Below are 24,307 nucleotides of genomic sequence, written 5' to 3' on the forward strand. Positions count from 1 at the left end.
CTCTCAGCCGACGAAGGCCCAGCAGAGGAACGCGCCGTAGGCGACCGACGTGAGCGAAGTCAGCGCCAGAGCGACGACGAGTTCTTTCGGCGCGCGGTAGGTCCACACGATGAGGATCGCGGGGAGCGCCGCCAGCAGAGCGAGCAGCGTGAGCCAGGCGATCGGGTAGAACAGCGCGAGGAAACACGCGATCGCGAACGGTGCCAAGGCGAAGATGGTGAAGAGCCAGCGGGTCGGGGTACGCCCGATCAGCACTGTGAGGGTGCGTTTGCCCGCCACGCGGTCTTGATCGATGTCACGCAGATTGTTGGCGAGCAGTACCGCGCAGGCCAACAAGCCCGCGCCGATCGCACCGAACCACGCCTCTTGCGGGAGCGCGAAGGCCTGCACCCAGGTGGTCCCGAGGGTCGCAACGAGCCCGAAGAACACGAAAACGACGACCTCGCCCAGTCCGTAGTAGCCGTAGGGCCGCTTGCCGCCGGTGTAGAACCACGCGGCGACGATGCAGATCGCCCCCACGGCAAGAAGCCACCACTGCTGTGTGCGGATCGTGATGGCGAGACCGGCGACGGCTGCGATTGCGAAGAAGACGAGCGCGACGATCAGCACCGTGCGCGGCTTCGCCTTGCGAGAAGCCGTCAGGCGGGCGGGGCCGACGCGATGGTCGTCCGTGCCGCGGATTCCGTCGCTGTAGTCGTTGGCGTAGTTCACACCGATCTGCAGCGACACCGCGACGATCAGGCAGAACAGCGCGATCACCCAGTGGAACTCGTCGATCACGAGCATGGCCGCGCCTGTTCCGATCAAGATCGGCGTGATCGCGAGAGGCAGGGTGCGCAGTCGAGCGGCACCGATCCAGTCGCGCGCCGTCGCGGGCTCGACCTTTCGCGGATCGCCCGATTCGCGCGGCTTCTGCGGGTTGCCCCGGGTCGGCTGCTTCTTCGGACCCGGGTGTTTGCGCTTCTTGCTGGAGGTGCCTGCCACGAGTGGAATCTTAGGGCGCGGAAGTGCCCGCCCCTAACTTCGGCGCGATACGAATCAGTGCAGGGCAGCGACCGCGCGGCCAATCGCCTCACGGTCGGGCTTGCCGCTGGGGAGCACCGCGAGGTCATCAACCAACACCATGCGGCTGGGCCGGGCGTGAGAGCCCACCTCGGCCGCCACCGCGGCGCGCGCTTCTTCGAGTTGTACCGACTCGCTGCGGCGAAGTGCTTCACCCCGCACGGCGACGATGACGGATGCTTCACCCCAGCGCACATCGGGCACACCAACGACTACGGCGCCAGCCAACCCGGGCACACCCCGAACGATCTGCTCGACGCGGTCGAGCGAGATATTGACCCCGCCCGAGACGATGACGTTGTCGATGCGTCCTCGGACGCGGAGCCTGTCGTCGTCGATGATGCCGGCGTCACCGGTGCGGTACCACCGCGTGCCGTCCGGGTCGCGGACGAAAACGGCGTCTGTGAGTTCAGGAACCCCGAGGTATCCATCCGCGAGCGTCGGTCCCGCCAGCTGAACCTCGCCACCTTGTATGCGCATCGATACCCCGCGTAAGGGAACCCCGTCGTAGACGCACCCTCCGCTGGTCTCGGTCGACCCGTAGGTGCGCGTGATGCGGGCACCGGCCGCCTCGGCGCGCTCAAGCGTTGCGGCGGCCAACGCCTGTCCGCCGACCAGGATCCGCTCGAACGACCGCAGCGCGGTGACTACCGCTGCGTCATGTTCGGCCGCGTCGAGGAGCTTCGACAACTGCGCAGGCACGAGCGAGGTGAAGGTCGGAACCCCTGCGGATGACGACATCATCAGCGCCGCGTCGGCGAAAGCCTGCGGCGTGAACGAGCCACTGAGGATCGCGGGCTCGCGGTCCGACACGATCGAGCGCACAAGCACCTGAAGGCCCGCGACATAGCTTGTCGGGAGCGCGAGAAGCCACGCCCCATCGCCGATGCGGTCCGCCGTCGCCCGAGCGCTGGCGATCAGTGCGTCGCGGCTCAGAACGACGCTCTTGGGCATTCCGGTCGACCCCGAGGTCGTCACCACGGCGGCGGTGCCTTCGCGCACCTCACCCGGAAGGCCACCGACGAGCCCCAGCCCGAGTGCCGGACCCGCCCCGTTCAACGTCACCCGCAACGCGCGCAGAATGTCGCGGGGGTCGTCTGCGGTGACGGGCTCGAGGTTCATGTGACAAGCTCCCCCACGCCGGCGCTCGACTGTTGAGTGTCCAGAACACGCGGACGGCGGCCCGCGGCGGCCCGCGTGTTCTGGACACTCAACAGAGAGGTCAGTACTGCCACGGGTAGGGCGCCCAGTTCGGCTCGCGCTTTTCGAGGAAAGAGTCGCGCCCCTCGACAGCTTCATCGGTGCCGTAGGCCAGCCGGGTCGCCTCGCCCGCGAAGACCTGCTGACCGACGAGGCCATCGTCGACCGCGTTGAACGCGAACTTCAGCATGCGGATCGCCGTCGGAGATTTGGTCAGGATGCCGCGGGCCATCGCGATCGCTTCGCGCTCGAGTTCGGCATGGGGCACGACCCGGTTGACCGCGCCCATCTCGTGGGCGCGGTGGGCCGAGTACTCCTCGGCGAGGAAGAAGACCTCTCGAGCGAACTTCTGCCCGATCTGACGGGCGAAGTACGCCGAGCCGTAGCCGGCGTCGAACGAGCCCACGTCGGCATCGGTTTGCTTGAAGCGCCCGTGCTCGGCGCTCGCGATACTGAGGTCGCAGACCACGTGCAGCGAATGCCCGCCACCGGCCGCCCACCCCGGGATGACGGCGATGACGACTTTCGGCATGAAGCGGATCAGCCGCTGCACCTCCAGGATGTGCAGGCGCCCGGTGCGGGCGGACGCCTGCGAGCCGGGGATCTGGGGCGGAGCCCCAGAAGATGCTGCGTCGGTGACCGCGTCGGTCTCGGAGTATCTGTAGCCGTCGCGACCGCGGATGCGTTGATCGCCGCCCGAGCAGAACGCCCATCCGCCGTCCTTCGGACTCGGCCCGTTGCCGGTGAGGAGCACGACGCCGATCTTCGGATCCTGCCGGGCGATCTCGAGCGACCGATAGAGCTCGTCCACCGTGTGCGGGCGGAAGGCGTTGCGCACCTCTGGCCGGTGGAACGCGATGCGCGCGATGCGTCCGTCGTTGGACACATGCGCGGTGATGTCGGTGTACGAATCGGCGCCGGGTGCCAGCATCCACTCGTTCTCGTCGAACAGTTCAGAAACGCTCACTGGCCCAGCCTACGACCGCCGCGGTCGACGCGAAGCGTCACGCAAGTCTTGCGGTGCTGTTCGCCGCCCTACGCTGGATCGGTGACTTCGAATCTGCGCCTCCTTACGGCAGCGTCCGCCGCTGCTCTTCTTCTCACCCTCGCCGCGTGTACGACCGCAGCGCCGTCCGTCAACGACAACAACACCGTCGGCGCCGTGTCTTCGGCGTGCGCCGACTCCGAAGGCGTAACGCTGAGCGTCGACGCGAGCGCGTTGGGCGACGAGGATGACGTGTCGGGCGCGTGGTGCGTCCTCACTGACGAGGGGGTCGGCGCCGCCGACGCGCTTTCGATCGCCGCCATAACCACCGAGGGCACCGAAGAATACGGCGACCAGGTCGTCTGCCGCGTGAACAATGTTCCCGCCGCGGACCTCGCCCTGACGGCCGAGGACGGCTCGGACTACTTCGAACAGTGCGAGTCCATGCCCGCGGCCTTCGCGTACTGGTCGCTGTGGGTCAAGCCCGTGGGCGGCGAGTGGGACTACGCGCAGGAAGGCATCGCCACCCTGCAGCTCGAGCCCGGCGACGCGGCTGAGCTTCTGTTCACCCTGAACGGCGAACCCGCTACACCCTCGTCGTGAGATTTCGACCCGCACCGCTGAAGGCGGCGGCAGTCCTTGCCGCCGGCTTCATCGCGGTGCGGGTCATCTACCGCGTGCTGTTCCACGGCGCCGACGGCACTGGCCCGGTGCTGCTCGCGCTACCGGAAGTGCGGCTGCCTGCACCCTTCGCGCACGTCGTCATGTTCGGGCCTGTGACCACTGATGGATTGTGGGATGCCGCGACCAGCGCGGTTCCGATCGCTGTGACGATCCTCGTGTTCGGGCTCATCAACGCGATGATCGATCTACCCAAGGTGTTCGCGCGCGGCGCGCGGCGCGGTCCACTGCGCGGGATCGCACGCGTGTTGGTCGTGGCCTGGGCGACCCTTCCCGCCCTTGCCGAAGCGGTGCGGACGGTGCGGTTCGCTCAGCGCCTGCGCGGCGAGCGCGGCGGGGTGAGGTTGCTCGCCCCGGTGCTCGCGCGCACGCTCGAGCGAGCAACCGCGGTCGCCGCGGCCCTTGAACTGCGCGGGCTCTCGGGGCGTGCGGTGGAGGGCGATTGCGAGGTTCCCGTCGAGGTGCGTGACGCGACGCTGGGCTATGGTTCCGCGGTCGCGGTGCACGTGCCCGACCTGACGCTGGTACCGGGCACGCTCACGGTGGTGACCGGACCGACGGGTGCGGGCAAGTCCACGCTGTTGCGGGCGCTTGCGGGGCTGCACACTCACGTCGACGGCGGATCACAGACGGGGGTTGTTCGCGTCGCCGGTCACGATCGGGCTCTCGTCCAGCCGAGGAACACCGCGACCCTCGTCGGTGTGGTGTTGCAGAACCCGCGAGCGGGGCTCACCGCCGAGAGCGTGCGAGACGAGATCGGGCTCGCTCTCGAACTCCGCGGAGTCGCGCCGACGATCATCCGGGCGCGGGTGGATGAGATCGCCCAGCGGGTCGGGATCATCGAGCTTCTCGACGTCCGGGTGCGCGAACTCTCGGCCGGGCAGGTCACGGTCGTCGCCATCGCCGCGGCGATTGTGCAGCATCCGATTCTGCTTCTCGTTGACGAGCCGCTCGCCGACCTTGATACCGACGCCCGGGGGCAGATCGTCGAGCTGCTCGATATGCTCGCCCACGAGGCGGGGGTGTGCGTGGTCGTCGCCGAGCATCGCTTCAGCGATCTCGCGGCCGTGGCCGATCGCCGCCTCGAGCTGGTCGGGTCGCCCGCCACCGTCGCGGAGTGCACGACTTCGCCGCGAACGCACGACTTCCAGGCGGCGCGAAGCCGTCCACTCGACGCTACGTCGTGCATTCGCGAGGGCGGGGAGGACGCAGAGCCCGGGCCGAGCATGCTCAGCGTGCGCAACCTCCGCGTCGCGTACGGGGAGCGGGTGGTCGTTGATGCTGCGACGTTCGAGGCATCCGCCGGCGAAATCCTGGCACTCGTGGGCGCCAACGGTGCCGGCAAGTCCAGCCTGCTGGCCGCCCTCGCACTCCCGGTGGCCAGTGCCGACATCACGATCGACGGTGGTCCCGTGCCCACGGGACGCCACTCGAGCACCCCGATCGCTCTCGTGCCCGACGCCTCCGATGATTTGTTCCTCTACGACACCGTCACCGCCGAGTGCGCGCGGGCCGAACGCCGCGCGGGAGTGCCACGCGGAACCGTCCTGAGGCGCTGGGCTGGGTTCATCGGACGAGACGCGACGGCGGACGAGCGCGCCGACACTCATCCGCGCGACCTCTCGCTCGGCGAGCGCCGGTGTCTCGCGATCGCGCTGCAGCTCGCGCGCTCACCTCGCGTGTTGCTCATCGACGAACCGACGAGGGGTGTGGATGCTGCGGCCCAACGTCTCATTGCGCGCACGCTCATCGGACTCGCGGCCTCGGGCTCAGCCGTGATCGTCGCAACGCACGATGCCGCCTTCGCCACGGACGTTGCCGGACGCGTGCTGCATCTCGAGGAGGGTCGGCTCAGCGCGGGCGTGCAGACGCCCGAGCGGACCACAACTCCTGCACGGCGCGGTGTCGCATCGATCGACGCCTCCGACGAACCGCTGACTTCCCGGCACGCCCCGATCTCACCCAGGCGCAGCAAGCCGCCCGTGCAGGAGTTGTGGTCCTCCGGAACACGCAATCCGCTGCCTCCCGGCACTGCGACCCGCATCCGCCCAGGCCGCGCCCACGTCGATGGCACGACTCAGGGCAGTCCACGACTCTCGACACTGGCTGTTCTGGCGGCGAACCTTGTGGCGTTCGCGGCCTTCTGCTGGCCGCTGGCCGCGTACGCCGTGCCCTCGCAGGCGCAAGCCGCGGTGCCGGCGGCTGCTCTCGCGATCGCTCCGCTCGCCGCGCTGGTGGTGTTCGCAGCCCTTGACGGCACCGTTCGAACGGCCCACACTCTCGCCCTGCTCGGCACCCTCGCCGCGATCGGCGCCGCGATCCGCATCGTCGGCACCGGCGTCGGTGGAGTCGAGGCGCTCTTCATCCTGCTGATTCTCGCCGGCCGCGCCTTCGGCCCGCGGTTCGGCCTGTTGCTCGGTCTTCTGACGATCGTCGTCTCGTCGCTGGTCTGGGGTGGGATCGGGCCTTGGACGCCGTTCCAGATGTTCGCGTGCGCGTGGGTGGGCGCGGGCGCAGGTCTTCTCCCCCGGCTCCGCGGTGCGGCCGAGGTCGCGATGCTGTGCGTCTACGGCGTACTGGCGTCGTACGCGTTCGGGCTCATCATGAACCTGTGGTTCTGGCCGTTCGCCACAGGCTCCGGCACCGGCATCTCGTACGAGGCCGGTGCGCCGGTCGGCGAGAACCTTTCGAGCTTCTTCCTTTACTCGCTGCTGACCTCGAGCATCAGCTGGGACACACTGCGGGCGATCACCACCGTCATCGGCCTTGTCGTCGTCGGCCGTGCCGTCCTCGTGTCCCTCCGCCGCGCCAAGCCGGTGCTCGCGCGCACTTAGCCCTCAGGCGACGGCGCGCTTCACGAGCTCGCGGATCTTCTGCTCGACAGCATCCGTCACATTCACCACCGCGAAGGATGTCGCCCACATGTCGCCGTCGTCGAGGTGCGACGCCTCATCGAAGTTGAGCGTCGGGTACCGGGTGTCGAACTTAGACTTCGGCTGGACGAAGATGACGACCTTGCCGTCGACGGCGTAGGCCGGGAATCCGTAGAACGTCTTCGGATTCAGGTCAGGGGCCTCGGCGAGCACGATGCGGTGCACCGTTCGTGCCACCTCACCGTCGATGCCCTCCAGGCCGCCGATCACCTCGACGCACGCCTCGAACTCCTTGGCGAGCTTCGCCGCGCCCTTGAGCCCCTTGGTCGAACGCAACTCGTCAGCGCGCTGCTTCATCGCGGCCTTCTCGTCGTCCGAGAATCCGACGCCTTCACTGGTCTTGCCTGCCATGTTCTTCGCTTTCGTTTCAGGCCCGCTGCTGCAGGCGGATCATGTTGCCAGCGGGGTCGCGAAACGCACAGTCCCGCACCCCGTAGTCCTGGTCAATGGGTTCTTGCGAGACATCCGCCCCGCTCGCCTCAACGCGCGCGAAAGCAACGTCGACGTCGTCAGTGGCGAGGTTCACCCCGAAGTAGCTGCCCTTGGCGATCAGCTCCAGCAGAGTGTCGCGCTCCTCGTCGCTGATGTCATGGCCGACGCCGGGCGGATGCAGAACGATCGCTGTGTCGGGTTGCCCCGCGGGTCCGACCGTGATCCACCGCATGTCGTCGTAGCCGACATCGAGTCGCACCTCGAAGCCGAGAACATCGCGATAGAAGGCGAGGGATGCCTCGGGGTCGGTGTGGGGCAGGAAGCTGGAGTGAATCGTGATGTCCATGACGCTCACGCTACGCGTCGGGGTCAGGCCGCGCTTCTTGATTCCTGACCGGTCTGCTGATCTGGCGGACGATGCAGCCGGGCATGCCCGGAAGCGGCACCGCACCGCTCTCGCGGTACGCCGTCGGGGCGACGCCGACGAGCTCGCTGAACCTGGTGGTGAACGTACCGACCGACCCGTACCCGACCGCGAAGCAGATGTCGGAGACCGGGAGGTCGGTCGTGCGCAGGAGCGTCATCGCCCGTTCGATGCGGCGGGTCATGAGGTATTGATAGGGAGATTCGCCGTACGCCGCCATAAAGCTCCGGCTGAGGTGCCCGGCAGAGATGTGCACGCCCCGGGCAAGCCCCTCGACGTCGAGCGGCTGCGCGAACTCGCGGTCGATGCGGTCGCGCACGCGCCGCATGATCACGAGCGTGTCAAGGTTCGAGCCGTTCACAGTGTCGGACCGTTCAGAGTGCCGGTCGGCGCATCCGGTTCGACAGGCTCGAGCCCGCCAGAACGCCCAGGGCGATGGCCACCATCGTCGACAAGGCAGCGATCAGCGTCGCCGCGCCCGCGGAGTCACCACCCAGAGCATCAGCGACGCTGACCAGCCCCAGTGCGCCTGGCACGAGCAGCCAGAACGCGGGGGTGAAGGTCACCAGCGCCGCAGGGCCGCTCGGCTGGCGCGCTACCAGCGCCGTCACGGGCGTCACGACGAGCGCGCCCACGAACGCCGCGACGATCCCGCCGACGAGCGGATCGACGAGCACCTGCGCGGAGTAGGCGACGTACAGAACGAGCAGCATCCAGGGGATGTCGCGCATCGGCGCACACCGATGAACCGCAATCGCGACGCCGAACACGGCAACAGCCGCCCACGGCGCCACCGGCCCAAGAAGTTCAGGACGCTCTGTGAAGTCGAAGTCGGGCACCCCGACGACGGCGCCGGCCGCCACGATGCCGGCGCCCAGGAGGACGAGCTGCATCATTCCCGCCGCCGCTCTCCCCGCGCCCGAAATCATGTGCCCCATCGACAGTTCGAGCACCGCGGTCGTGAGCAGGGCACCGGGAAGGAGCACGACCAGCGGTGCGATGAGCGCTGCCATGATGCCGGTGCCCCATCCGGACTTGAGAAGCAAGAACACCACCACCGCCACCAGCAGCGCGATCCCCACCGTGATGAGCGCACCATACCGCTTGGGGACTCGCTCACTCACGAGAAGGCCAGCGCCGACGGCGAGCCCGAGTGCCGCCGAGAGGCCTACCCCTATCCACGTTGCTCCGAGCAACACCGACAACGCTCCGCTGAGGAGCGCATAGGCGAGCGCGCGGGGCACAGGGCCGTAGATCGGTCGCATCGCGCGGACGCGTGTGATCCGCTCAACGATCGAGGCGGGATCGAGCACGCCCGTGCGCGCTGCATCGACCGTCCGCTGGATCTCGTCGATCTGGCCGAACAACATCGTCCCTTGACCCGCCGACACTGCCCCCGTGCGACTCTGGCCCGCGCCACGGGCCGAAACCAGGACGGCGTTCGGAAAGGCCAGCACCTCACTCTCGGGGAGTCCATTGACGCGCGCCATATCGGTAAGGACGTCTTGTACGGTCTCGACGGAGTAGCCGGCCTCGATCATGGCGCTCCCGACCGATTCGGCTGCGGCCAGGGCCGCGTCAGGGTCGGGCGGATCGCTCTCCACGACCGGCGTTGACCCTGTCAGCACAGCGGACTGCGCGCTGACCGCAATGTCGTGGACCGCCCTGCCGCGTACCGCGATCAGCAGCACGGCGCTGATGAGCAGCACTGCGGCGGCGATCACGGTCGACGTGATGTCCATCAGACCGAGAAGTACTTTGCCTCGGGGTGGTGGAACACGAACGCGTCGGTCGACTGTTCGGGATGCAGCTGAAGCTCGTCGCTCAGCACCACACCCATGCGCTCGGGGCGAAGCAGCTCGACGACCTTGCGGCGATCTTCCATCTCGGGGCACGCGGGGTAGCCGAGCGAGAATCGCGCGCCGCGATACTCGAGCTTGAACAGGCCGGCTTTGTCGGCCGGGTCTTCGGCAGAGAAGCCGAGCTCTTCGCGAATGCGCGCGTGCCAGAACTCCGCCAGCGACTCAGTCAGCTGCATCACGAGGCCGTTGAGCTCGTAGTAGTCGCGATACTTGTCGGCCGCGAACATCTTCGCCGTCACCGAGTCGATGTTCGCGCCCGCCGTGACCAACTGCACCGGCAGCACGTCGACTTCGAACGAATCGCGTGAGCGCACGAAGTCGGCGAGGTTGAGGTGACGGTCACGGCGCTGACGGGGGAAGTGGAAGCGCAGTCGGTCCTCGCCGACAACACCGCCCGAACCGCCGTCGGGCGCCAACAGTCCCGGCACCCCGAGGGTCCCGGTCGGATCATCGCCGTGGTGCAGCACCACGACGTCGTCGCCCTCGCTGACAACCGGGAAGTATCCGTAGGCGACCGAGGCATCCAGCATTCCCTCGCCCAAAATCCTGTCGAGCCAGTACCGCAGGCGCGGCCGACCCTCGCGCTCAACCAACTGCTCGTAGGTGAGCCCGTCTTCGCCGCGACCGGGCTTGAGCCCCCACTGCCCCATGAACGTCGCTCGTTCGTCGAGGAAGGCCGCGTAGTCGGCGAGCGCGATTCCACGCACGATTCGGGTGCCCCAGAAGGGCGGGGCAGGGACGAGATTGTCGGATACTACGTCCGACCGTTCCGGCATCGCCTCGGGCTCGGTCAGGGTGAGCCGCGCGCCTGCGGCGTGAATCCGCTTCTTCAGAGCCGGGAGACCGACCTCTTCAGGCGCGGCCCCGCGAGCGATCGCCACGAGCGGCTCCATGAGCGCGAGGCCCTCGAACGCGTCACGGGCGTAGCGCACCTCTCCGGCGAAGAGCGAGGCGAGGTCGTCTTCGACGTAGGCACGGGTAAGCGCAGCGCCGCCGAGGATGACCGGCCACTTCTTCGCGAGACCTCGGGACTGAAGTTCTTGCAGGTTCTCTTTCATCACGACGGTCGACTTGACCAGCAGCCCCGACATACCGATCACATCGGCATCGTGCTCTTCGGCGGCCGCGATGATGTCGTTGATCGGCTGCTTGATGCCGAGGTTGATGACGTCGTAGCCGTTATTGGTGAGGATGATGTCGACGAGGTTCTTGCCGATGTCGTGCACGTCGCCGCGCACCGTGGCGAGGATGATCTTTCCCTTGCCGGCCGCGCTGGACTTCTCCATGTGCGGCTCGAGCAGGGCGACGGCGGCCTTCATCACCTCGGCCGATTGCAGCACGAACGGCAGCTGCATTTCACCGGAGCCGAAGCGCTCACCGACGACCTTCATGCCCTCCAGCAGATGGTCGTTGATGATCTGCAGCGCGCTCAAGCCGCCTTCGCGTGCAAGGTCGAGATCTGCCTCGAGACCCTTCGCCTCGCCGTCGATGATGCGTCGTTCCAGCCGCTCGTTGACCGGAAGAGCGGCGAGCTCGGCGGCCCGCTGGTCTTTGATCGCGGCGCTGTCGACACCGTCGAACAGGTCGAGCATCGCCGACAGCGGGTCGTAGGTGAGGTTGCCGTCGGCGTCATACTCGCGACGGTCCCACACGAGGTCGAGGGCGACCTTGCGGCGGTCGTCGGGCACCGACGCAAGCGGCACGATCTTGGCGGCGTCGATGATTCCTGAGGTGAGTCCGGCCTCTGCAGCTTCGTGGAGGAAGACCGAGTTGAGCACGCTGCGCGCGGCAGGGTTGAGCCCGAACGAGACGTTGCTGACGCCGAGGGTCGTCTGCACGCCGGGGTACTTCGCCGAGATTTGCCGGATCGCGTCGATCGTCTCGATCCCGTCGCGCCGAGTCTCTTCTTGCCCTGTCGCGATCGGAAAGGTCAGGCAGTCGACGATGATGTCGTCGACCCGCATGCCCCACTCCCCCACGAGCGCATCGATCAGTCGCGATGCAATCCGCACCTTGTCGACCGCCGTCCGGGCCTGCCCCTCTTCATCGATCGTGAGGGCGATGACGGCCGTTCCGTGTTCTTTCACGAGAGGCATGATGCGACCGAATCGGGATGCCGGTCCCTCGCCGTCTTCGTAGTTCACCGAGTTGACCACCGGACGCCCGCCGATCAGCTCGAGGCCGGCCTGGATCACGGCGGGCTCGGTCGAGTCGATCACCAGGGGCAGGGTGGATGCCGAAGCAAAACGCGAAACCACCTCGCGGATGTCGGCCACCCCGTCACGGCCGACGTAATCCACGCAGACGTCGAGCAGGTGGGCGCCGACGCGGGTCTGGTTGCGGGCGATCTCGACGCAGTCGTCCCACCGGCCTTCGAGCATGGCCTCGCGGAACGCCTTCGAACCGTTCGCGTTCGTGCGCTCGCCGATCGCGAGGTACGAGGCATCCTGATCGAACGGAACGTGCTGGTACAGGCTCGCGACGCCGGGGTCCGTGAGCGGCTCACGCTCGCGCGTCACGTCGGAATCGCGAAGCCGGTCGACCACGGCCCCCAGGTGCGCGGGGGTCGTGCCGCAGCATCCGCCGATCAAACCCAATCCGAACTCGCGGACGAACTGCTCGTGTGCGGTGGCGAGCTCGTCGGGGCTCAGCGGATAGTGCGCGCCGTCCTTCGTGAGCACCGGAAGCCCGGCGTTCGGCATGCACGCGACCGGCACGTGCGAATACTTCGACAGATGGCGCAGGTGCTCGCTCATCTCGGCGGGCCCCGTCGCGCAGTTGAGGCCGATCGCATCGACTCCGAGGGGTTCGAGCGCGGTCAGTGCCGCGCCGATCTCGCTGCCCATGAGCATCGTGCCGGTGGTCTCGACAGTCACTTCGACAAAGATCGGCAGGCGGATGCCTCGACCCACGATGGCCTGCTTGCATCCGTTGATCGCGGCCTTCGTCTGCAGAAGGTCCTGCGAGGTCTCGACGAGGAACGCATCGGCTCCCCCGTCGATGAGACCCTCCGCCTGCTCGGCGAAGGTCTGCTTGAGGTGGTCGTAGGTCGTGTGACCGAGGCTCGGGAGCTTCGTGCCGGGACCCATCGAACCCAGCACCCAGCGCACGCGGCCGTCGGCGGCCTCAGCGGCCTCGACGCGCTCGCGTGCGATTCGGGCACCGGCAGCGGCGAGTTCGGTGATGCGGTCTTCGATGCCGTAGTCGCCGAGGTTCGACCAGTTCGCGCCGAACGTGTTGGTCTCGACCGCATCGACCCCGACCGCCAGATACGCGTCGTGGATCGCACCGATCATGTCAGGGCGGCTCACATTGAGGATCTCGTTGCAGCCCTCAAGCTGCTGGTAGTCCTCGAGCGTCGGGTCGTGCTCCTGCAACTGCGTGCCCATCGCGCCGTCCGCAATGACGACCCGCGTCTGCACCGCATCGAGCAGCGCTTGCGACCGCTCAGGCCGCGCGACACCGTCGATGTCGAGGTCGAACCGGGGTGCAGCAGTGGGGGCAGTCACCGCGCGAGTCTATCGGCGCAGGATGACGCATCCCCCGTCGATTGTCACCCGCCGACCTCAGCCGTTCTTGGAATCCCGCCAGTCCAGCCAGCGCTGGACGATGCCGTAGTCGAAGTCGGGACCCTGGAAGCCCAGCGTGTACACGCGGGTTCCGCGGTCGAACAGGTCGTCCGCCTGTTCTTCATCTCGGTCTTTCAGTTCGTTCGAGATGATGATGCCGCTCGTATCACGACCGTCCTTCTCACCCCACTTCTCGATGACCGAGATCTTGTGCGTGAGATCATCGCCCTGAACGAAGCTGTGCCAGATGTCGGCGTGCTTCGCGACGATGCGCAGTGTCTTCTGCTCGCCCTTGCCGCCGATCATGATCGGAATCTCGCGGGTGGGTGCCGGGTTCAGCTTCGCCCACCGGTCCTCGATGCGGTCGAGGCCGTCCGCAAGCGCGTTGAGCCGGGACCCGGGAGTGCCGAACTCATAGCCGTATTCGTCGTAGTCACGCTCGAACCACCCGGCACCGGTGCCGAAGATGAAGCGACCGACACCACCCTTGGCGCTGATGTGGTCGAGCGTGCGGGCCATATCGGCCTGCAGGTCAGCGCCTCGGTAGCTGTGGCAATTGACCAGGCATCCGAACTCGACGCGTTCTGTTTGCTCGGCCCACGCCCCGAGCATCGTCCACGCCTCGAAGTGCAGCCCATCTCGGTCGCCGTAGAGCGGGAAGAAGTGGTCCCAGTTGAAGAGGATGTCGACGCCCATGTCTTCCAGTCGCAGCACCGCATCGCGAATCTGTGGGTACGTGAGGTGCTGGGGCTGAAGCTGGACGCCGAGGCGAACGGGGGTATCGAGAAGAGGCATTGTTTCAGCCTAGGGCGGGCTCAGCGCGCGCGGCGCGCCTTGAGGTAGCCGTCGACGGAGTCCCAGATAGCAACCCCCACGATCCCGAAGCCGAAGATCGTGGTCATCACGACGGCCACGGTGTCGGCGCTGTTCGCGGGAATCACGGTCTCGTAGAAGTCGGGGTTGATCGCGCGGCCCTCGCTCAGCAACCACACAGCGGGGACGACGACCAGGATGTTGAGTACGACGTTGATCGTGGCGGTCACGTAGTCCCACCGGCCACGGGCATATACCCAGACCGCGAGAAGCGCCTCCAGCGCGAGAAGCACGAACAGCGCGGCGATCCACCACGGCCACAGATCGGGGTGGAGGAACGGCAGTGGCTCATTGAGATCGGGAATGAAGCCGATGAAGTAGTCCCAGAGGACCGCGCCGGCCACCCCACCGAGCAACACGAGCGTCGCGATGAGGTCGCCGAAGCCGGCCCCGCGCGTCTTCGGCTCAGGAAGCTGATCGACGGTCCAGGGCGCCCACGGACCATCCTTCGTGAGCTTCGTGCGCTCAAGCGGCGACGAACCGTCTGCGCGCTCCAGGATGGCGAACACCAGCGTGGTCCAGAAAGCGATGTTCACGATCACCTGGATCGTCACCGGCACCATGGCGCCGATGACTTGGCCGATGGACCCTCCGTCCAGGACCTGGGCGATGGCGACACCGAACGCGGCACACGCGGGGACGATCGCCAGAAGAAGCTTCAGCAGACGCCACCACATGAAGTAGTAGCGCGGGCCGATCAGCCAGAACGGTCGATCCGTGTATGAAGCCGCGAGCTTGTCGGGGTCGCCGAGGTCGGTGAGCACGGCGCGCTCCGCAGCATCCGGCGCCTCGCCCTGCTCGACACGTGCGTCGATCTGGTCGGCGATCGAGCCGCGCAGCTCGGCGGCGAGATCTTCTCGCTGGTTCTCGGGGACGCTCCGCACAGCGGCGGCGACGTACCGATCGGTGAGGGTGATGGTGTCCATGTCAGTTCTCCGTGTTCTCAAAGTGCGGGAAGAGCGTCGATCGCCCCAGCGATCGCGCGGAACTCTTCGGTGAGGGTCGCGGCGAGGCGTGTGCCCGCCGCGCTGGTGCGGTAGAACTTTCGAGGCCGGGCCTCGTCGGTGTTCCACTCGCTCGTGAGGTGCCCCTGCTTCTCGAGCCTGCGCAGCAGGGGGTAGAGCGTGTTGGCGTCGGTATCGAACCCGCGCGCTCCCAGCTCTTCGAGCAGCCCGTAGCCGTAGCCCGGGTTTTCGAGAAGGCGTAGGCAGGCGAGCACCGCCGTGCCGCGCCGTAGCTCTTGCACATGGGTTTCGAGTGCTTCGGTCTCGCTCATGCTTCACACTGTACTGTGCGTCACACACTATCGTCAAGCACACATTGTTATTCCCTTGCGACCGGCAAGGATGGAGTCATGCAGCTTCCCCCCTTGGCAGACCTTCTCGCATCGGCGCGAGTCGTCGCCCTTCCCCTCGTCACCCGCTTTCGCGGAGTCGACAGCCGCGAGGCCGTTCTGTTCGAGGGTCCGGAAGGCTGGACCGAGTTCTCGCCCTTCGCCGAGTACGCCGACGCCGAAGCCGCGACGTGGCTGATCGCGGCGATTGACTACGGATGGATGCCGCAGCCCGCAGCCGTACGCACCGAGATCCGTATCAATGCGACTGTTCCCGCCGTTGACGCGGATGCCGTCCCCGGGGTGCTCGCGCGCTTCGACGGCTGCCGCACGGCGAAGGTGAAGGTCGCCGAGCCCGGCCAGCGCCTCGCCGACGACGTCGCCCGAGTGCGGGCTGTCCGTCGGGCGATGGGGCCGGAGGGCCGCATCCGCATCGACGCCAACGGCGGGTGGAACGTCGATGAGGCCGAGCACGCGATCCACGCACTCGCCGACTGCGACCTCGAGTACGTCGAGCAACCCTGCGAGACCGTGGACGAACTCGCCGAGCTTCGCCGCCGGGTGAAGTACATGGGCATTCCGATCGCGGCCGACGAGAGCGTGCGCAAGGCCGCCGATCCCCTGGCCGTCGCTCGAGCGGGGGCGGCCGACATCCTCGTGGTCAAAGCACAGCCGCTCGGTGGAGTGCGCCGGGCGCTGGACATCGTCACCGAAGCGGGGTTGCCGGCCGTTGTCTCCAGCGCGCTCGACACCTCGATCGGGCTCTCGATGGGCCTCGCTCTTGCGGCGGCCCTTCCCGAGTTGGACTACGACTGCGGGTTGGGCACGTCGTCGCTCTTCGCGTGGGACGTCACCGAACCGGCGCTCCGTCCGCACGGCGGCGTGTTGAGCGTCGGTCGCGTCGCGCCCGACCCGGCACTGCTCGCGGCGGCCGAAGCATCCGCCGACCGTCGTCAGTGGTGGCTCGACCGCCTCGAGCGTTGCTACGCCGAGGTCGCACCGACAACTGATCAGTTCTGAGGCGGCTCGATGACCAACTGCGCGACGCGCGCGAGTTCTTCGCCTGTCACCCGGCACACGGCCTCGTAGTCCAGTCCCGCCATCGTCGCGCGCACGGACTCGCTCTCCCAGACGGTGAGCATGAGGCGAGCGACGTCGTCTGCGGGGAGGCGGAAGCTGATGAGACCTGCCGCACCGATGTCGGTGATGATCTGCGCAACGCTGGCTCGCATCTCGGCGTCTTGCGCGAGGAATGCCGTCGCCAGCTTCGGGTCGCGCAGGGCGTGGATGCGGATCTCGCTCATCAACAGGATCGCCAGCCGGTCATCCCCCGAGACATCCAGTACCTGCTGGACGATCTCGAGGGGATCGCTCCCGGCGAGCGCGCCACCCTCTTGTTCGAGGAGAGCAACCCGCTCGCGCACGCCATCGACGCGGCTGCGCGCCACGCGTCCGGCGAGTTCGAGGAACAGTTCGTCCTTCGTCTCGAAGTTCGAGTAGAACGCACCCCGCGTGAAACCGGCGCGTTCACAGATCGCTTCGACGGATGCTGCGTCCAGCCCGACTTCGGCGAAGACCTTGGCCGCAGCATCCAGCAACTTCGCTCGTGTCGCCTCTCGGCGCCGCGACGTCACCGCAGTGGCATCGGTCATTCGCTTCTCCTTCCGCGCTGGTCTATCGAAACACACACCGTCCGCCCAGTTTCGAGCGACGCGCGCGCCCTACGATACACTCATGTATCCGATACAACGCTGTATCAATCCAATCTGATCCCGGCCCTCCGGAGGCGTTGTGTCTACCCTGCTGTATGCCCTTGGGCGTTGGTCGTTCCGTCACCCCTGGCGCGTACTCGTCGCATGGCTTCTGCTTCTCGGCCTCGCCGGCGGAGGCGCCCTCGCCTTCAGCAAGGGCACTGACAACTCGTTCTCGATTCCTGGCACTGAAGCACAGGCCGGTCTTGAGCAGTTGAGCCGCACCTTCCCCGAAGTCAGTGGCACGAGCGCGCAGATCGTCGTCGTCGCAGGCGACGGCGAATCGATCGTCGATGAGCCGTACCGCGGTTCGATCGAAGGTGCCGTCGCAGAACTCTCCGACGTCGATGGCGTGCTCGGTGTCACCGATCCGTTCGGCGAAATCGTCGCCGGACTCGTCAACGAAGACGAAACCGCCGCGATCATTCGCCTGCAGTTCGACGGGCAAGCAACCGAGGTGAGTCAAGGGTCGAAGGATGCCTTGACCGCCGTTTCGAACGACATCGCCGGGGCTCTTCCCGAGGGAGCGCAGGTCGCTCTCGGCGGAGATCTGTTCTCGCAGTCCGTGCCCGGGCTCACGATCACCGAGGGCATCGGCATCCTGATCGCACTGCTCGTGTTGATGGTGACCTTCCGCTCGTTCTTGGTCGCGGGTCTTCCTCTGGCGACAGCAATCATCGGCGTCGGGATTTCGATGGCGCTCATTCTGCTCTCGACCGTCGTCGCGTCGATCTCGTCGACCACTCCCCTGCTCGCGCTCATGCTCGGGCTCGCGGTCGGCATCGACTACGCCCTCTTCATCGCCGCTCGACATCAAGACCAAGTGCGCGAAGGGATGGACCCCGAAGAGTCCGTCGCCCGCGCGACCGGCACGGCGGGTTCTGCCGTGGTGTTCGCCGGCATCACGGTGATGATCGCCCTCGTCGGCCTTGCTTTCGCGAACATCCCGTTCCTCACCACGATGGGTATCGCCGCCTCTGTCGCTGTGGCGATCTCAGTGATGGTCGCCGTCACCCTGACCCCTGCTCTGCTGGGGTTCGTCAAGGGGCGCGTCATCGGATGGAAGCGCCGCCGCAAGCCGCCGATCGGGCCGAAGAAGGACAACCGCTGGGTCACGATCGTGACGAAGCATCCCGTCATCACCACCGTCGCCGTGACCCTCACGCTCGGTGTCCTCGCGATCCCCGCGTCGAGCCTCGCTCTCGCGCTTCCGAACGGTGGCGTGCAGCCCGAGTCATCTCCCGTGCGTGTGAGCTACGACCTCGCCGCTGAGCAGTTCGGCCCTGGCTTCAACGGGCCGCTCATCATGACCGGTACGATCGTGACCTCGACCGATCCGCTCGGCCTCATGCAAGACCTGGGCGCCGAGATCGAGAAGGTCCCCGGCGTGAAAGAGGTCGCACTCGCGACCCCCAACCAGACCGCCGACACCGGCATCATTCAGGTGATTCCGACCACTGCGCCCGATGACCCTGAGACGGCCGAGCTCGTGCGCGCGCTGCGCATCGAAGCTGATCGCCTCTACGAGGAGTACGGCGTCGACCTCACCGTCACCGGCTTCACCGCCGTCGCGATCGACATCTCTGACCGCCTCGGCGCCGCACTCTTGCCGTTCGGCGTATTCGTCGTCGGACTCTCGTTCATCCTGCTCATGATCGTGTTCCGCTCGATTGCCGTGCCCCTGACCGCCGCCGTCGGATACCTGCTCTCGGTCGCCGCCGCATTCGGTGTGGTGGCAGCCGTCTTCGAGTGGGGCTGGTTCGCCGACCTGCTGCACATCGCCCGCGTCGGGCCCGTGATCAGCTTCATGCCGATCGTGCTGATGGGCGTGCTGTTCGGGCTCGCGATGGACTACCAGGTGTTCCTCGTGTCGCGCATGCGCGAGGACTACGTTCACGCCCGTGCCCGTGCCCTCGCCGGCGGCGAACCCGTCGACGGCCGGGCGATCGCGCTGGGCGCGATTCGCTCGGGGTTCACCGCATCCGCCCGCGTCGTCACCGCCGCAGCCCTGATCATGTTCGCCGTATTCGCGGCCTTCGTTCCCGAAGGCGATGCGTCGATCAAGCCGATCGCACTCGGACTCGCCGTCGGCATCGCGATCGACGCGTTCCTCGTGCGCATGACCCTGATTCCCGCGCTGATGGCACTGATGGGTGAAAAAGCGTGGTGGATGCCTCGCTGGCTCGAGCGCGTGCTCCCCCACTTCGACATCGAAGGCGAGGCCGTCGAGCGCGAACTGGCGCTCGCCGATTGGCCAGAGCCCGATACGACCGCAGCGGTGGTCGCCGAAGATCTCATCGTTGCCGAAGACGACCGCGCACTCTTCCGCGGCGTCGATGCACGCCTCGAGCCGGGCGAATCGCTCGTCGTCACCGCGGGCGACCCCGTCGCGGCGCGGGCGCTTCTGCTCACCGTCGCCGGGCGCGTGGCGCCTACGGGCGGCAGGCTCCGCGTCGCGGGTCACCTGATGCCCGAGCGCGCCGCCTGGGTGCGCAGTCACGTCGGTGTCGCGTTGCTCGCAGGAGCCGATGACCCGGTGGCGGAGCTGCGTCAGGCGCTGCGCGGCAACCCGGGCATCATCGTCGTCGACGGCCTCGATACGGTGCCTGCAGGTTCGGGCCGCGAGCGCATCACCTCGACCCTGCGCGATGCCGCCGGGACCACCGTCGTGGCCTCTGCGGCTGACACAAACCTGGCCTCGGCGATCCTCGTCGACGCCCGACGGGAGAAGCCCCGGGTTCTCGACCTCTCGGCGCACCCGATCGATCTCGCGGGCCCGCTGCCAGGCCGCGGCACCGCAACTCCTTCTTCCGCACTCTCTTCTGAGGTGAACGCATGACTCTCTCCATCGAGCGCGCCCGCTCGCGCCGCCCCATCACCTGGCTGACCCTCATCGGCGTGCTGCTGTTGCCGGTCATCATCGGCGGCATCCTCGTCGCCGCCCTGTACAACCCGGTCGAGCGTCTCGATAGCCTGAACGCTGCCATCGTCAACAACGATGAACCCGTCACGATCGACGAGCAGATCGTTCCGCTCGGGCGTCAGCTCACCTCGGGACTCGTCGAAGGGTCGGATGACCTGGCGAGCAACCTCACCTGGACCATCTCGAACTCGGAGGATGCCGCGAGCGGCCTGGCCGACGGCACGTACGCGGCCGTCATCACGATCCCCGCGAACTTCTCGGCCGCAGCAACCTCTACCGCTCCGGGCGGAACGCCCGAGCGCGCCACGATCGACGTGCAGACCCCGCCCGACAGCCTCATCGTCGATGACGCCATCACCGCGCAAGTGGCTACGGCAGCAGCATCGATCCTCGGCGAGCAGCTCTCGTCGGTCTACCTCGAGAACGTGTTCCTCGGCTTCACGACGCTCGGTGACCAGCTGGGCACCGCAGCCGACGGCGCCGTGCAGCTCGCCGATGGCGCGTCGGCGGCCGCGGACGGCGCGGCTGAACTCCCGGGCGGCATCACTCTGCTCGGCGACGGTGCGACCCAGCTCGCCGGCGGCGCCGATCAACTCTCCGATGGCGCACGGCAGCTCTCGTCCGGCGCGGGTGCGCTCGGATCGGGACTGAACACCATCGCGGGTGAGACGCGCAACGCTGCGGCGGGCGCCAACCAGATCGCTGATGGGGTGGATGCTGGTGCCTCCGCGATCCTGGCGAACGGGCTTGTCCCCTCCAAGATCACCGACGTCGCCACTCTGACCAAGGACACCGCTGAAGGCTCTGCACAGGCCGCAGCGGCCGTGCTCGCTCTCGCGAACACCTGTGTCACGAACGGGGGAACGCAGACGTTCTGCGACAGCCTCGTGACCGCCGCGACCGCTGCCGACCAGGCTGCCACCGGCACCTCGCAGCTCGCGACGGGCACCTCGCAGGCCGTCGACGGCCTCGCGGCGGGGCTCCCGACAGCGATCGCCAAGCAGTTCGGCACGATCTCCTCCTCGGTTCGGACGCTCGGCGGCGGACTCACCCAGTTGGCCGGAGGAATCGACCAGTCGGCCGCCGGCGCGGGCGAACTGGCGACGGGTGCTGCCGGTATCCAAACCGGAGCGACCGGCCTCGGCACGGGCGCTGTGCAGCTCGCCGACGGCGCGAATCAGGCGGCCACCGGAGCATCGACCCTGGCTGGCGGCGTGCGCTCACTCGCCGACGGTACGAGCGAGCTCGCCACCGGCCTCCAGACTGCCGCCACCTCGATTCCTTCGTACACGGATGCCGAAGCATCCAGCCTCGCCGACGTCGTCGCCACTCCTGTCGAAGCGGACGGCATCGGCACCTCGCTCTTCGGCGCCTCGGCGATTCCGCTCCTCGCGATGCTCGCGCTGTGGTTCGGCGCGCTCGGCACGTTCGTCGCCCTGCAGGCCGTCTCGCGCCGTGCGCTCGCCTCGCGCGCGCCCTCGGCGGTGCTAGCCGGTCGCGGGCTGTTGCCTGCTGCCGCGCTCGGCGCGGCCCAGGGTCTGCTCGTCGCAATCGTGGTGCAGATCGCCGCTGGTTATGACTTCGGAGCGTGGTCGGTCTTCGCCGCCCTAGCGGTCGTCGCCGGCATCGCCTTCGCCGCGGTCAACCAAGCGCTCGTGGCCGTCTTCGGCGGCGCTGGTCGCTGGGTGTCGGCGCTGATCGGTGTGCTCGCTGTCGCGACCGGTGTGGTCTCGACCGCGCCGGTCGCCCTGTCGGGCATCGCAAACCTCATGCCGACGGCATCGGCCTACAACGGGATGGTCGCTGCCCTCACCTCGGGTTCGGGCGTGGGAGCGGGCTTCGCGGGGCTCATCGTGTGGTCGCTGCTCGCCTTCATCGCCACGACGATCGCAGTGGTGCGTCGACGCACGGTTTCGACGCGGACGCTGGTCGCAGCATCCGCCCTCCCCGCCTGACCCTCAGCCCCCCTCCCCCTCCCCTCCTGTTGAGTGTCCAAGACACGCCGGAGGCCGTCGGCTTCTCTCGGCGTGGCTTGGACACTCATCGGCTGTAGCGGCGGTTCCTGCACAGGAGCCATGGGCGGCTGACCCTCCACAGAAGAACGTCGGAGCCCGCGCGCGGGTTGCGTCGTGCGATGCGATGAATGGATGCTGCCTTCCGAGCTTCCTCCTGACCTCAATGGCGTTGCCTTCAGCGTCCGAGATGCTCGACGCTGGGGAGTTTCCGACGGTCGCTTGCGCGCGTCAGACCTCCGCGCACCGTTCCACGCAGTCCGGGCGCCTGCGCTTCCTCAACCCGCTACGGTTGAAGGTCGTTGCCGCGATCTACTCCCTCGGCTTGCACCGCTACAGTGCTTCACTCACACGACTGCTGCCGCGATCTGGGGGTTCGACCTGCCGCGATGGGTCGAGTCCGAGAGGCTCCATGTGGGTTCTCTCCTCGGTCGGCGGGAGCCACGAACGCAGGGCGTGACCGGGCATCGGCTTGACCTCCAGCCGACCGATCTCACCCTGCACAACGGGCTTCCCGTCCCGCTGCCAGCCGAGACTTGGGCGCAACTCGGTGCGATGCTGCGCCCGCGACCTCCGCGGCGTGGGGTGGCGTGGGACGATCCCTTGCGCGCACGACCCTTCACGGACCGCAGGTTTCTCAACCGCGACCAGTTGATCGTGGCCGCCGACGGCATTCTCACGCGCGGACTCGCTGATGCCGACGAACTCGCTGAAGCTGCGTCGCGGGTGCGACGGCGCGGGGCGATCGATCTCAGGCAGGCCTGTGAGGAGTCACGGCACGGTGCGGAATCTCCCAAAGAGACCGAGACGCGGTTGCTCATCGTCAGGGCAGGGCTCCCCGAACCGTTGCTGAACTGGGAGCTTCGGCATCCGTCAGGTAGTTTCGCTGCTCGCCTCGACATGGCGTTCCCGCAGTATCGCGTCGCAGTCGAATACGACGGGCGTCACCATGCCGAGACTGAGCAGTTCGCCCGCGATGCCGATCGGTGGGCTGAGATCGAGGGCCTCGGTTGGACGCTGATTCGCGTGCTTGCACACCACTTCGACTACCCTCAGCGCGACATCGTCGCCCGTGTGCGCAACGTTCTCGTCACGCGAGGCTGGCCCTCCCCGGGTTGAGTGTCCAAAACACGCGGGCGAGCCGTGACCTCACCCCGCGTGTTTTGGACACTCAACAGCAGGCGGGCGAGTGAGCGGGCGCGAGGGGTGGCTCAGCTCAGGCCCGAGTAGACGTGCAGGCCCTTGAAGAACATGTTCACGATCGTGAAGTTGAAAAGCACCGCCGTGAAGCCGATGATCGACAGCCACGCCGATCGCGTGCCGCGCCAGCCGCGGGTCGCGCGGGCGTGAATGTAGCCGGCGTAGAGCACCCAGATCACGAAGGTCCAGACTTCCTTCGTGTCGAAGCCCCAATACCGGCCCCACGCGTCGTTGGCCCAGATGGAGCCGGCGATGAGGGTGAAGGTCCAGAAGATGAAGCCGATGATCGCGAAGCGGTAAGCCAGCGATTCGAGCGCCTCGGCGCTGGGGAGTGTGCGCAGAAAGCGCGGGCCGGTCTTCACTGCGGAATCGTCGGATGCTGCGGCGGCGACCGCGCGACGCTCACGGCGGGCCTGCATGAGTTGCATGACCGAGAGCGCGAAGGCGAGGGCGAACAGCGCGGTCGCCAGTGACGCGACAAAGACGTGGATGACGAGCCACACCGACTTGAGTGGATCCGCCAGCGGAAGCACGATCGTGTAGAACCAGATCGCCGTGCCGCCCAAGAGCACAACCGTCAGTCCGGTGATGAAGGTGCCCAAGAAGCGCAGGTCGTACCGCAGCAGCACGACGAGGTAGACCGCCACGATCAACATCGTTCCGGTGAGTGCGAACTCGTACATGTTCGACCACGGAACACGGCCGGCCGCGATGCCGCGGGTGATGTCGGCGCCGACGTGGAAGAGGAAGCCGAGCACGGTCAGAGTGGTGCCGATGCGGGCCCACACATAGCGCGGGCGGTCGCCGGGCGCAGCATCCATCGTCGACGACGCTTCGCTCACGCGCACCTGCGAAATCGTCTCGCGGCCACCGGCCGCGACGAGCTCGCGCTCGCGCGCCACATCCTGTGCGCGCACGGCCTGGTCCCCGCGACGAGCGAGGTCGACCGCGTACGCGATGAACGCGAGCGCGTAGATAGCGATGGCCGTCCACACCAGAAGCACCGAGATCGAGTCGAGCGATACGGGGTCCGACGAGGCAGCGCTCAACGCGAAAAGTTCGGGCAT

General features: G+C 67.4%; 19 protein-coding genes. 6 read left to right on the forward strand and 13 right to left on the reverse strand.

The features are described 5' to 3' along the window. Positions 1-3: 3 nt before the first annotated feature. The 3 genes from LG299_RS07145 to LG299_RS07155 form a co-directional block, all read right to left on the reverse strand. On the reverse strand, positions 4-984 hold the full coding sequence (locus LG299_RS07145; RefSeq protein WP_404434370.1) for a 1,4-dihydroxy-2-naphthoate polyprenyltransferase: 981 nt from the start codon (positions 982-984) through the stop codon (positions 4-6). A 54-nt stretch (positions 985-1,038) separates the two neighbouring features. Continuing rightward, on the reverse strand, positions 1,039-2,184 hold the full coding sequence (locus LG299_RS07150) for an AMP-binding protein (protein ID WP_404434372.1): 1,146 nt from the start codon (positions 2,182-2,184) through the stop codon (positions 1,039-1,041). Positions 2,185-2,284: 100 nt separating this feature from the next. Beyond that, positions 2,285-3,229, reverse strand: coding sequence for a 1,4-dihydroxy-2-naphthoyl-CoA synthase (locus LG299_RS07155; protein ID WP_404434373.1), 945 nt, complete (start codon positions 3,227-3,229; stop codon positions 2,285-2,287). An 81-nt stretch (positions 3,230-3,310) separates the two neighbouring features. Between LG299_RS07155 and LG299_RS07160 the strand changes: the two genes are divergently transcribed. Together LG299_RS07160 and LG299_RS07165 are read left to right on the forward strand one after the other, a co-directional pair. Beyond that, on the forward strand, positions 3,311-3,850 hold the full coding sequence (locus LG299_RS07160; protein WP_404434375.1) for a hypothetical protein: 540 nt from the start codon (positions 3,311-3,313) through the stop codon (positions 3,848-3,850). Next, positions 3,847-6,762 carry an ATP-binding cassette domain-containing protein gene (locus tag LG299_RS07165; protein WP_404434377.1) on the forward strand — a complete coding sequence of 972 codons (2,916 nt, stop codon included), beginning with the start codon at positions 3,847-3,849 and terminating at the stop codon, positions 6,760-6,762. The genes LG299_RS07160 and LG299_RS07165 overlap by 4 nt, the downstream gene beginning before the upstream one ends. Before the next feature lie 3 nt (positions 6,763-6,765). Here LG299_RS07165 and LG299_RS07170 read toward each other — a convergent pair whose 3' ends face one another. The 8 genes from LG299_RS07170 to LG299_RS07205 are packed head-to-tail and all read right to left on the reverse strand — an operon-like array spanning position 6,766 to position 15,297. Next, positions 6,766-7,212, reverse strand: coding sequence for a hypothetical protein (locus tag LG299_RS07170; RefSeq protein WP_404434378.1), 447 nt, complete (start codon positions 7,210-7,212; stop codon positions 6,766-6,768). Positions 7,213-7,228: 16 nt separating this feature from the next. Continuing rightward, a complete protein-coding gene (locus tag LG299_RS07175) occupies positions 7,229-7,639 on the reverse strand; it encodes a VOC family protein (RefSeq protein ID WP_404434379.1) in 411 nt (136 codons plus the stop codon). A gap of 10 nt (positions 7,640-7,649) precedes the next feature. Next, positions 7,650-8,045, reverse strand: a complete 396-nt coding sequence (locus LG299_RS07180) for a helix-turn-helix transcriptional regulator (RefSeq protein WP_404434836.1) — start codon at positions 8,043-8,045, stop codon at positions 7,650-7,652. Positions 8,046-8,091: 46 nt separating this feature from the next. Then, on the reverse strand, positions 8,092-9,459 hold the full coding sequence (locus LG299_RS07185; RefSeq protein ID WP_404434380.1) for a threonine/serine exporter ThrE family protein: 1,368 nt from the start codon (positions 9,457-9,459) through the stop codon (positions 8,092-8,094). Beyond that, positions 9,459-13,088: a methionine synthase gene (gene metH, locus LG299_RS07190; protein WP_404434381.1), complete on the reverse strand. Its 3,630-nt coding sequence runs from the start codon at positions 13,086-13,088 to the stop codon at positions 9,459-9,461. The genes LG299_RS07185 and metH overlap by 1 nt, the downstream gene beginning before the upstream one ends. 57 nt (positions 13,089-13,145) lie before the next feature. Continuing rightward, positions 13,146-13,943: an LLM class F420-dependent oxidoreductase gene (locus LG299_RS07195; RefSeq protein ID WP_404434382.1), complete on the reverse strand. Its 798-nt coding sequence runs from the start codon at positions 13,941-13,943 to the stop codon at positions 13,146-13,148. Between the two features lie 20 nt (positions 13,944-13,963). Next, complete coding sequence (locus LG299_RS07200; protein WP_404434384.1) at positions 13,964-14,947, reverse strand: permease prefix domain 1-containing protein; 984 nt, start codon at positions 14,945-14,947, stop codon at positions 13,964-13,966. A 17-nt stretch (positions 14,948-14,964) separates the two neighbouring features. After that, complete coding sequence (locus LG299_RS07205) at positions 14,965-15,297, reverse strand: PadR family transcriptional regulator (protein ID WP_404434385.1); 333 nt, start codon at positions 15,295-15,297, stop codon at positions 14,965-14,967. A gap of 78 nt (positions 15,298-15,375) precedes the next feature. Between LG299_RS07205 and LG299_RS07210 the strand changes: the two genes are divergently transcribed. Further along, positions 15,376-16,374, forward strand: a complete 999-nt coding sequence (locus LG299_RS07210; protein WP_404434386.1) for an o-succinylbenzoate synthase — start codon at positions 15,376-15,378, stop codon at positions 16,372-16,374. Here the strand turns inward: LG299_RS07210 and LG299_RS07215 are convergent. Next, a complete protein-coding gene (locus LG299_RS07215) occupies positions 16,365-17,006 on the reverse strand; it encodes a TetR/AcrR family transcriptional regulator (RefSeq protein WP_404434387.1) in 642 nt (213 codons plus the stop codon). The genes LG299_RS07210 and LG299_RS07215 overlap by 10 nt on opposite strands. Before the next feature lie 139 nt (positions 17,007-17,145). Between LG299_RS07215 and LG299_RS07220 the strand changes: the two genes are divergently transcribed. The 3 genes from LG299_RS07220 (at position 17,146) to LG299_RS07230 (ending at position 23,159) form a co-directional block, all read left to right on the forward strand. Continuing rightward, positions 17,146-19,944, forward strand: coding sequence for an efflux RND transporter permease subunit (locus tag LG299_RS07220; RefSeq protein WP_404434388.1), 2,799 nt, complete (start codon positions 17,146-17,148; stop codon positions 19,942-19,944). Continuing rightward, on the forward strand, positions 19,941-21,983 hold the full coding sequence (locus LG299_RS07225) for a YhgE/Pip family protein (protein WP_404434389.1): 2,043 nt from the start codon (positions 19,941-19,943) through the stop codon (positions 21,981-21,983). Before LG299_RS07220 ends, LG299_RS07225 begins: the two co-directional genes overlap by 4 nt. A gap of 513 nt (positions 21,984-22,496) precedes the next feature. Beyond that, positions 22,497-23,159 carry an endonuclease domain-containing protein gene (locus LG299_RS07230; RefSeq protein WP_404434391.1) on the forward strand — a complete coding sequence of 221 codons (663 nt, stop codon included), beginning with the start codon at positions 22,497-22,499 and terminating at the stop codon, positions 23,157-23,159. Positions 23,160-23,251: 92 nt separating this feature from the next. Here the strand turns inward: LG299_RS07230 and ccsB are convergent, their stop codons facing one another. Then, complete coding sequence (ccsB, locus tag LG299_RS07235; RefSeq protein ID WP_404434392.1) at positions 23,252-24,307, reverse strand: c-type cytochrome biogenesis protein CcsB; 1,056 nt, start codon at positions 24,305-24,307, stop codon at positions 23,252-23,254.

The sequence above is a fragment of the Microbacterium lacus genome (genome assembly GCF_044794305.1).
Lineage (GTDB): Bacteria > Actinomycetota > Actinomycetes > Actinomycetales > Microbacteriaceae > Microbacterium > Microbacterium lacus_B.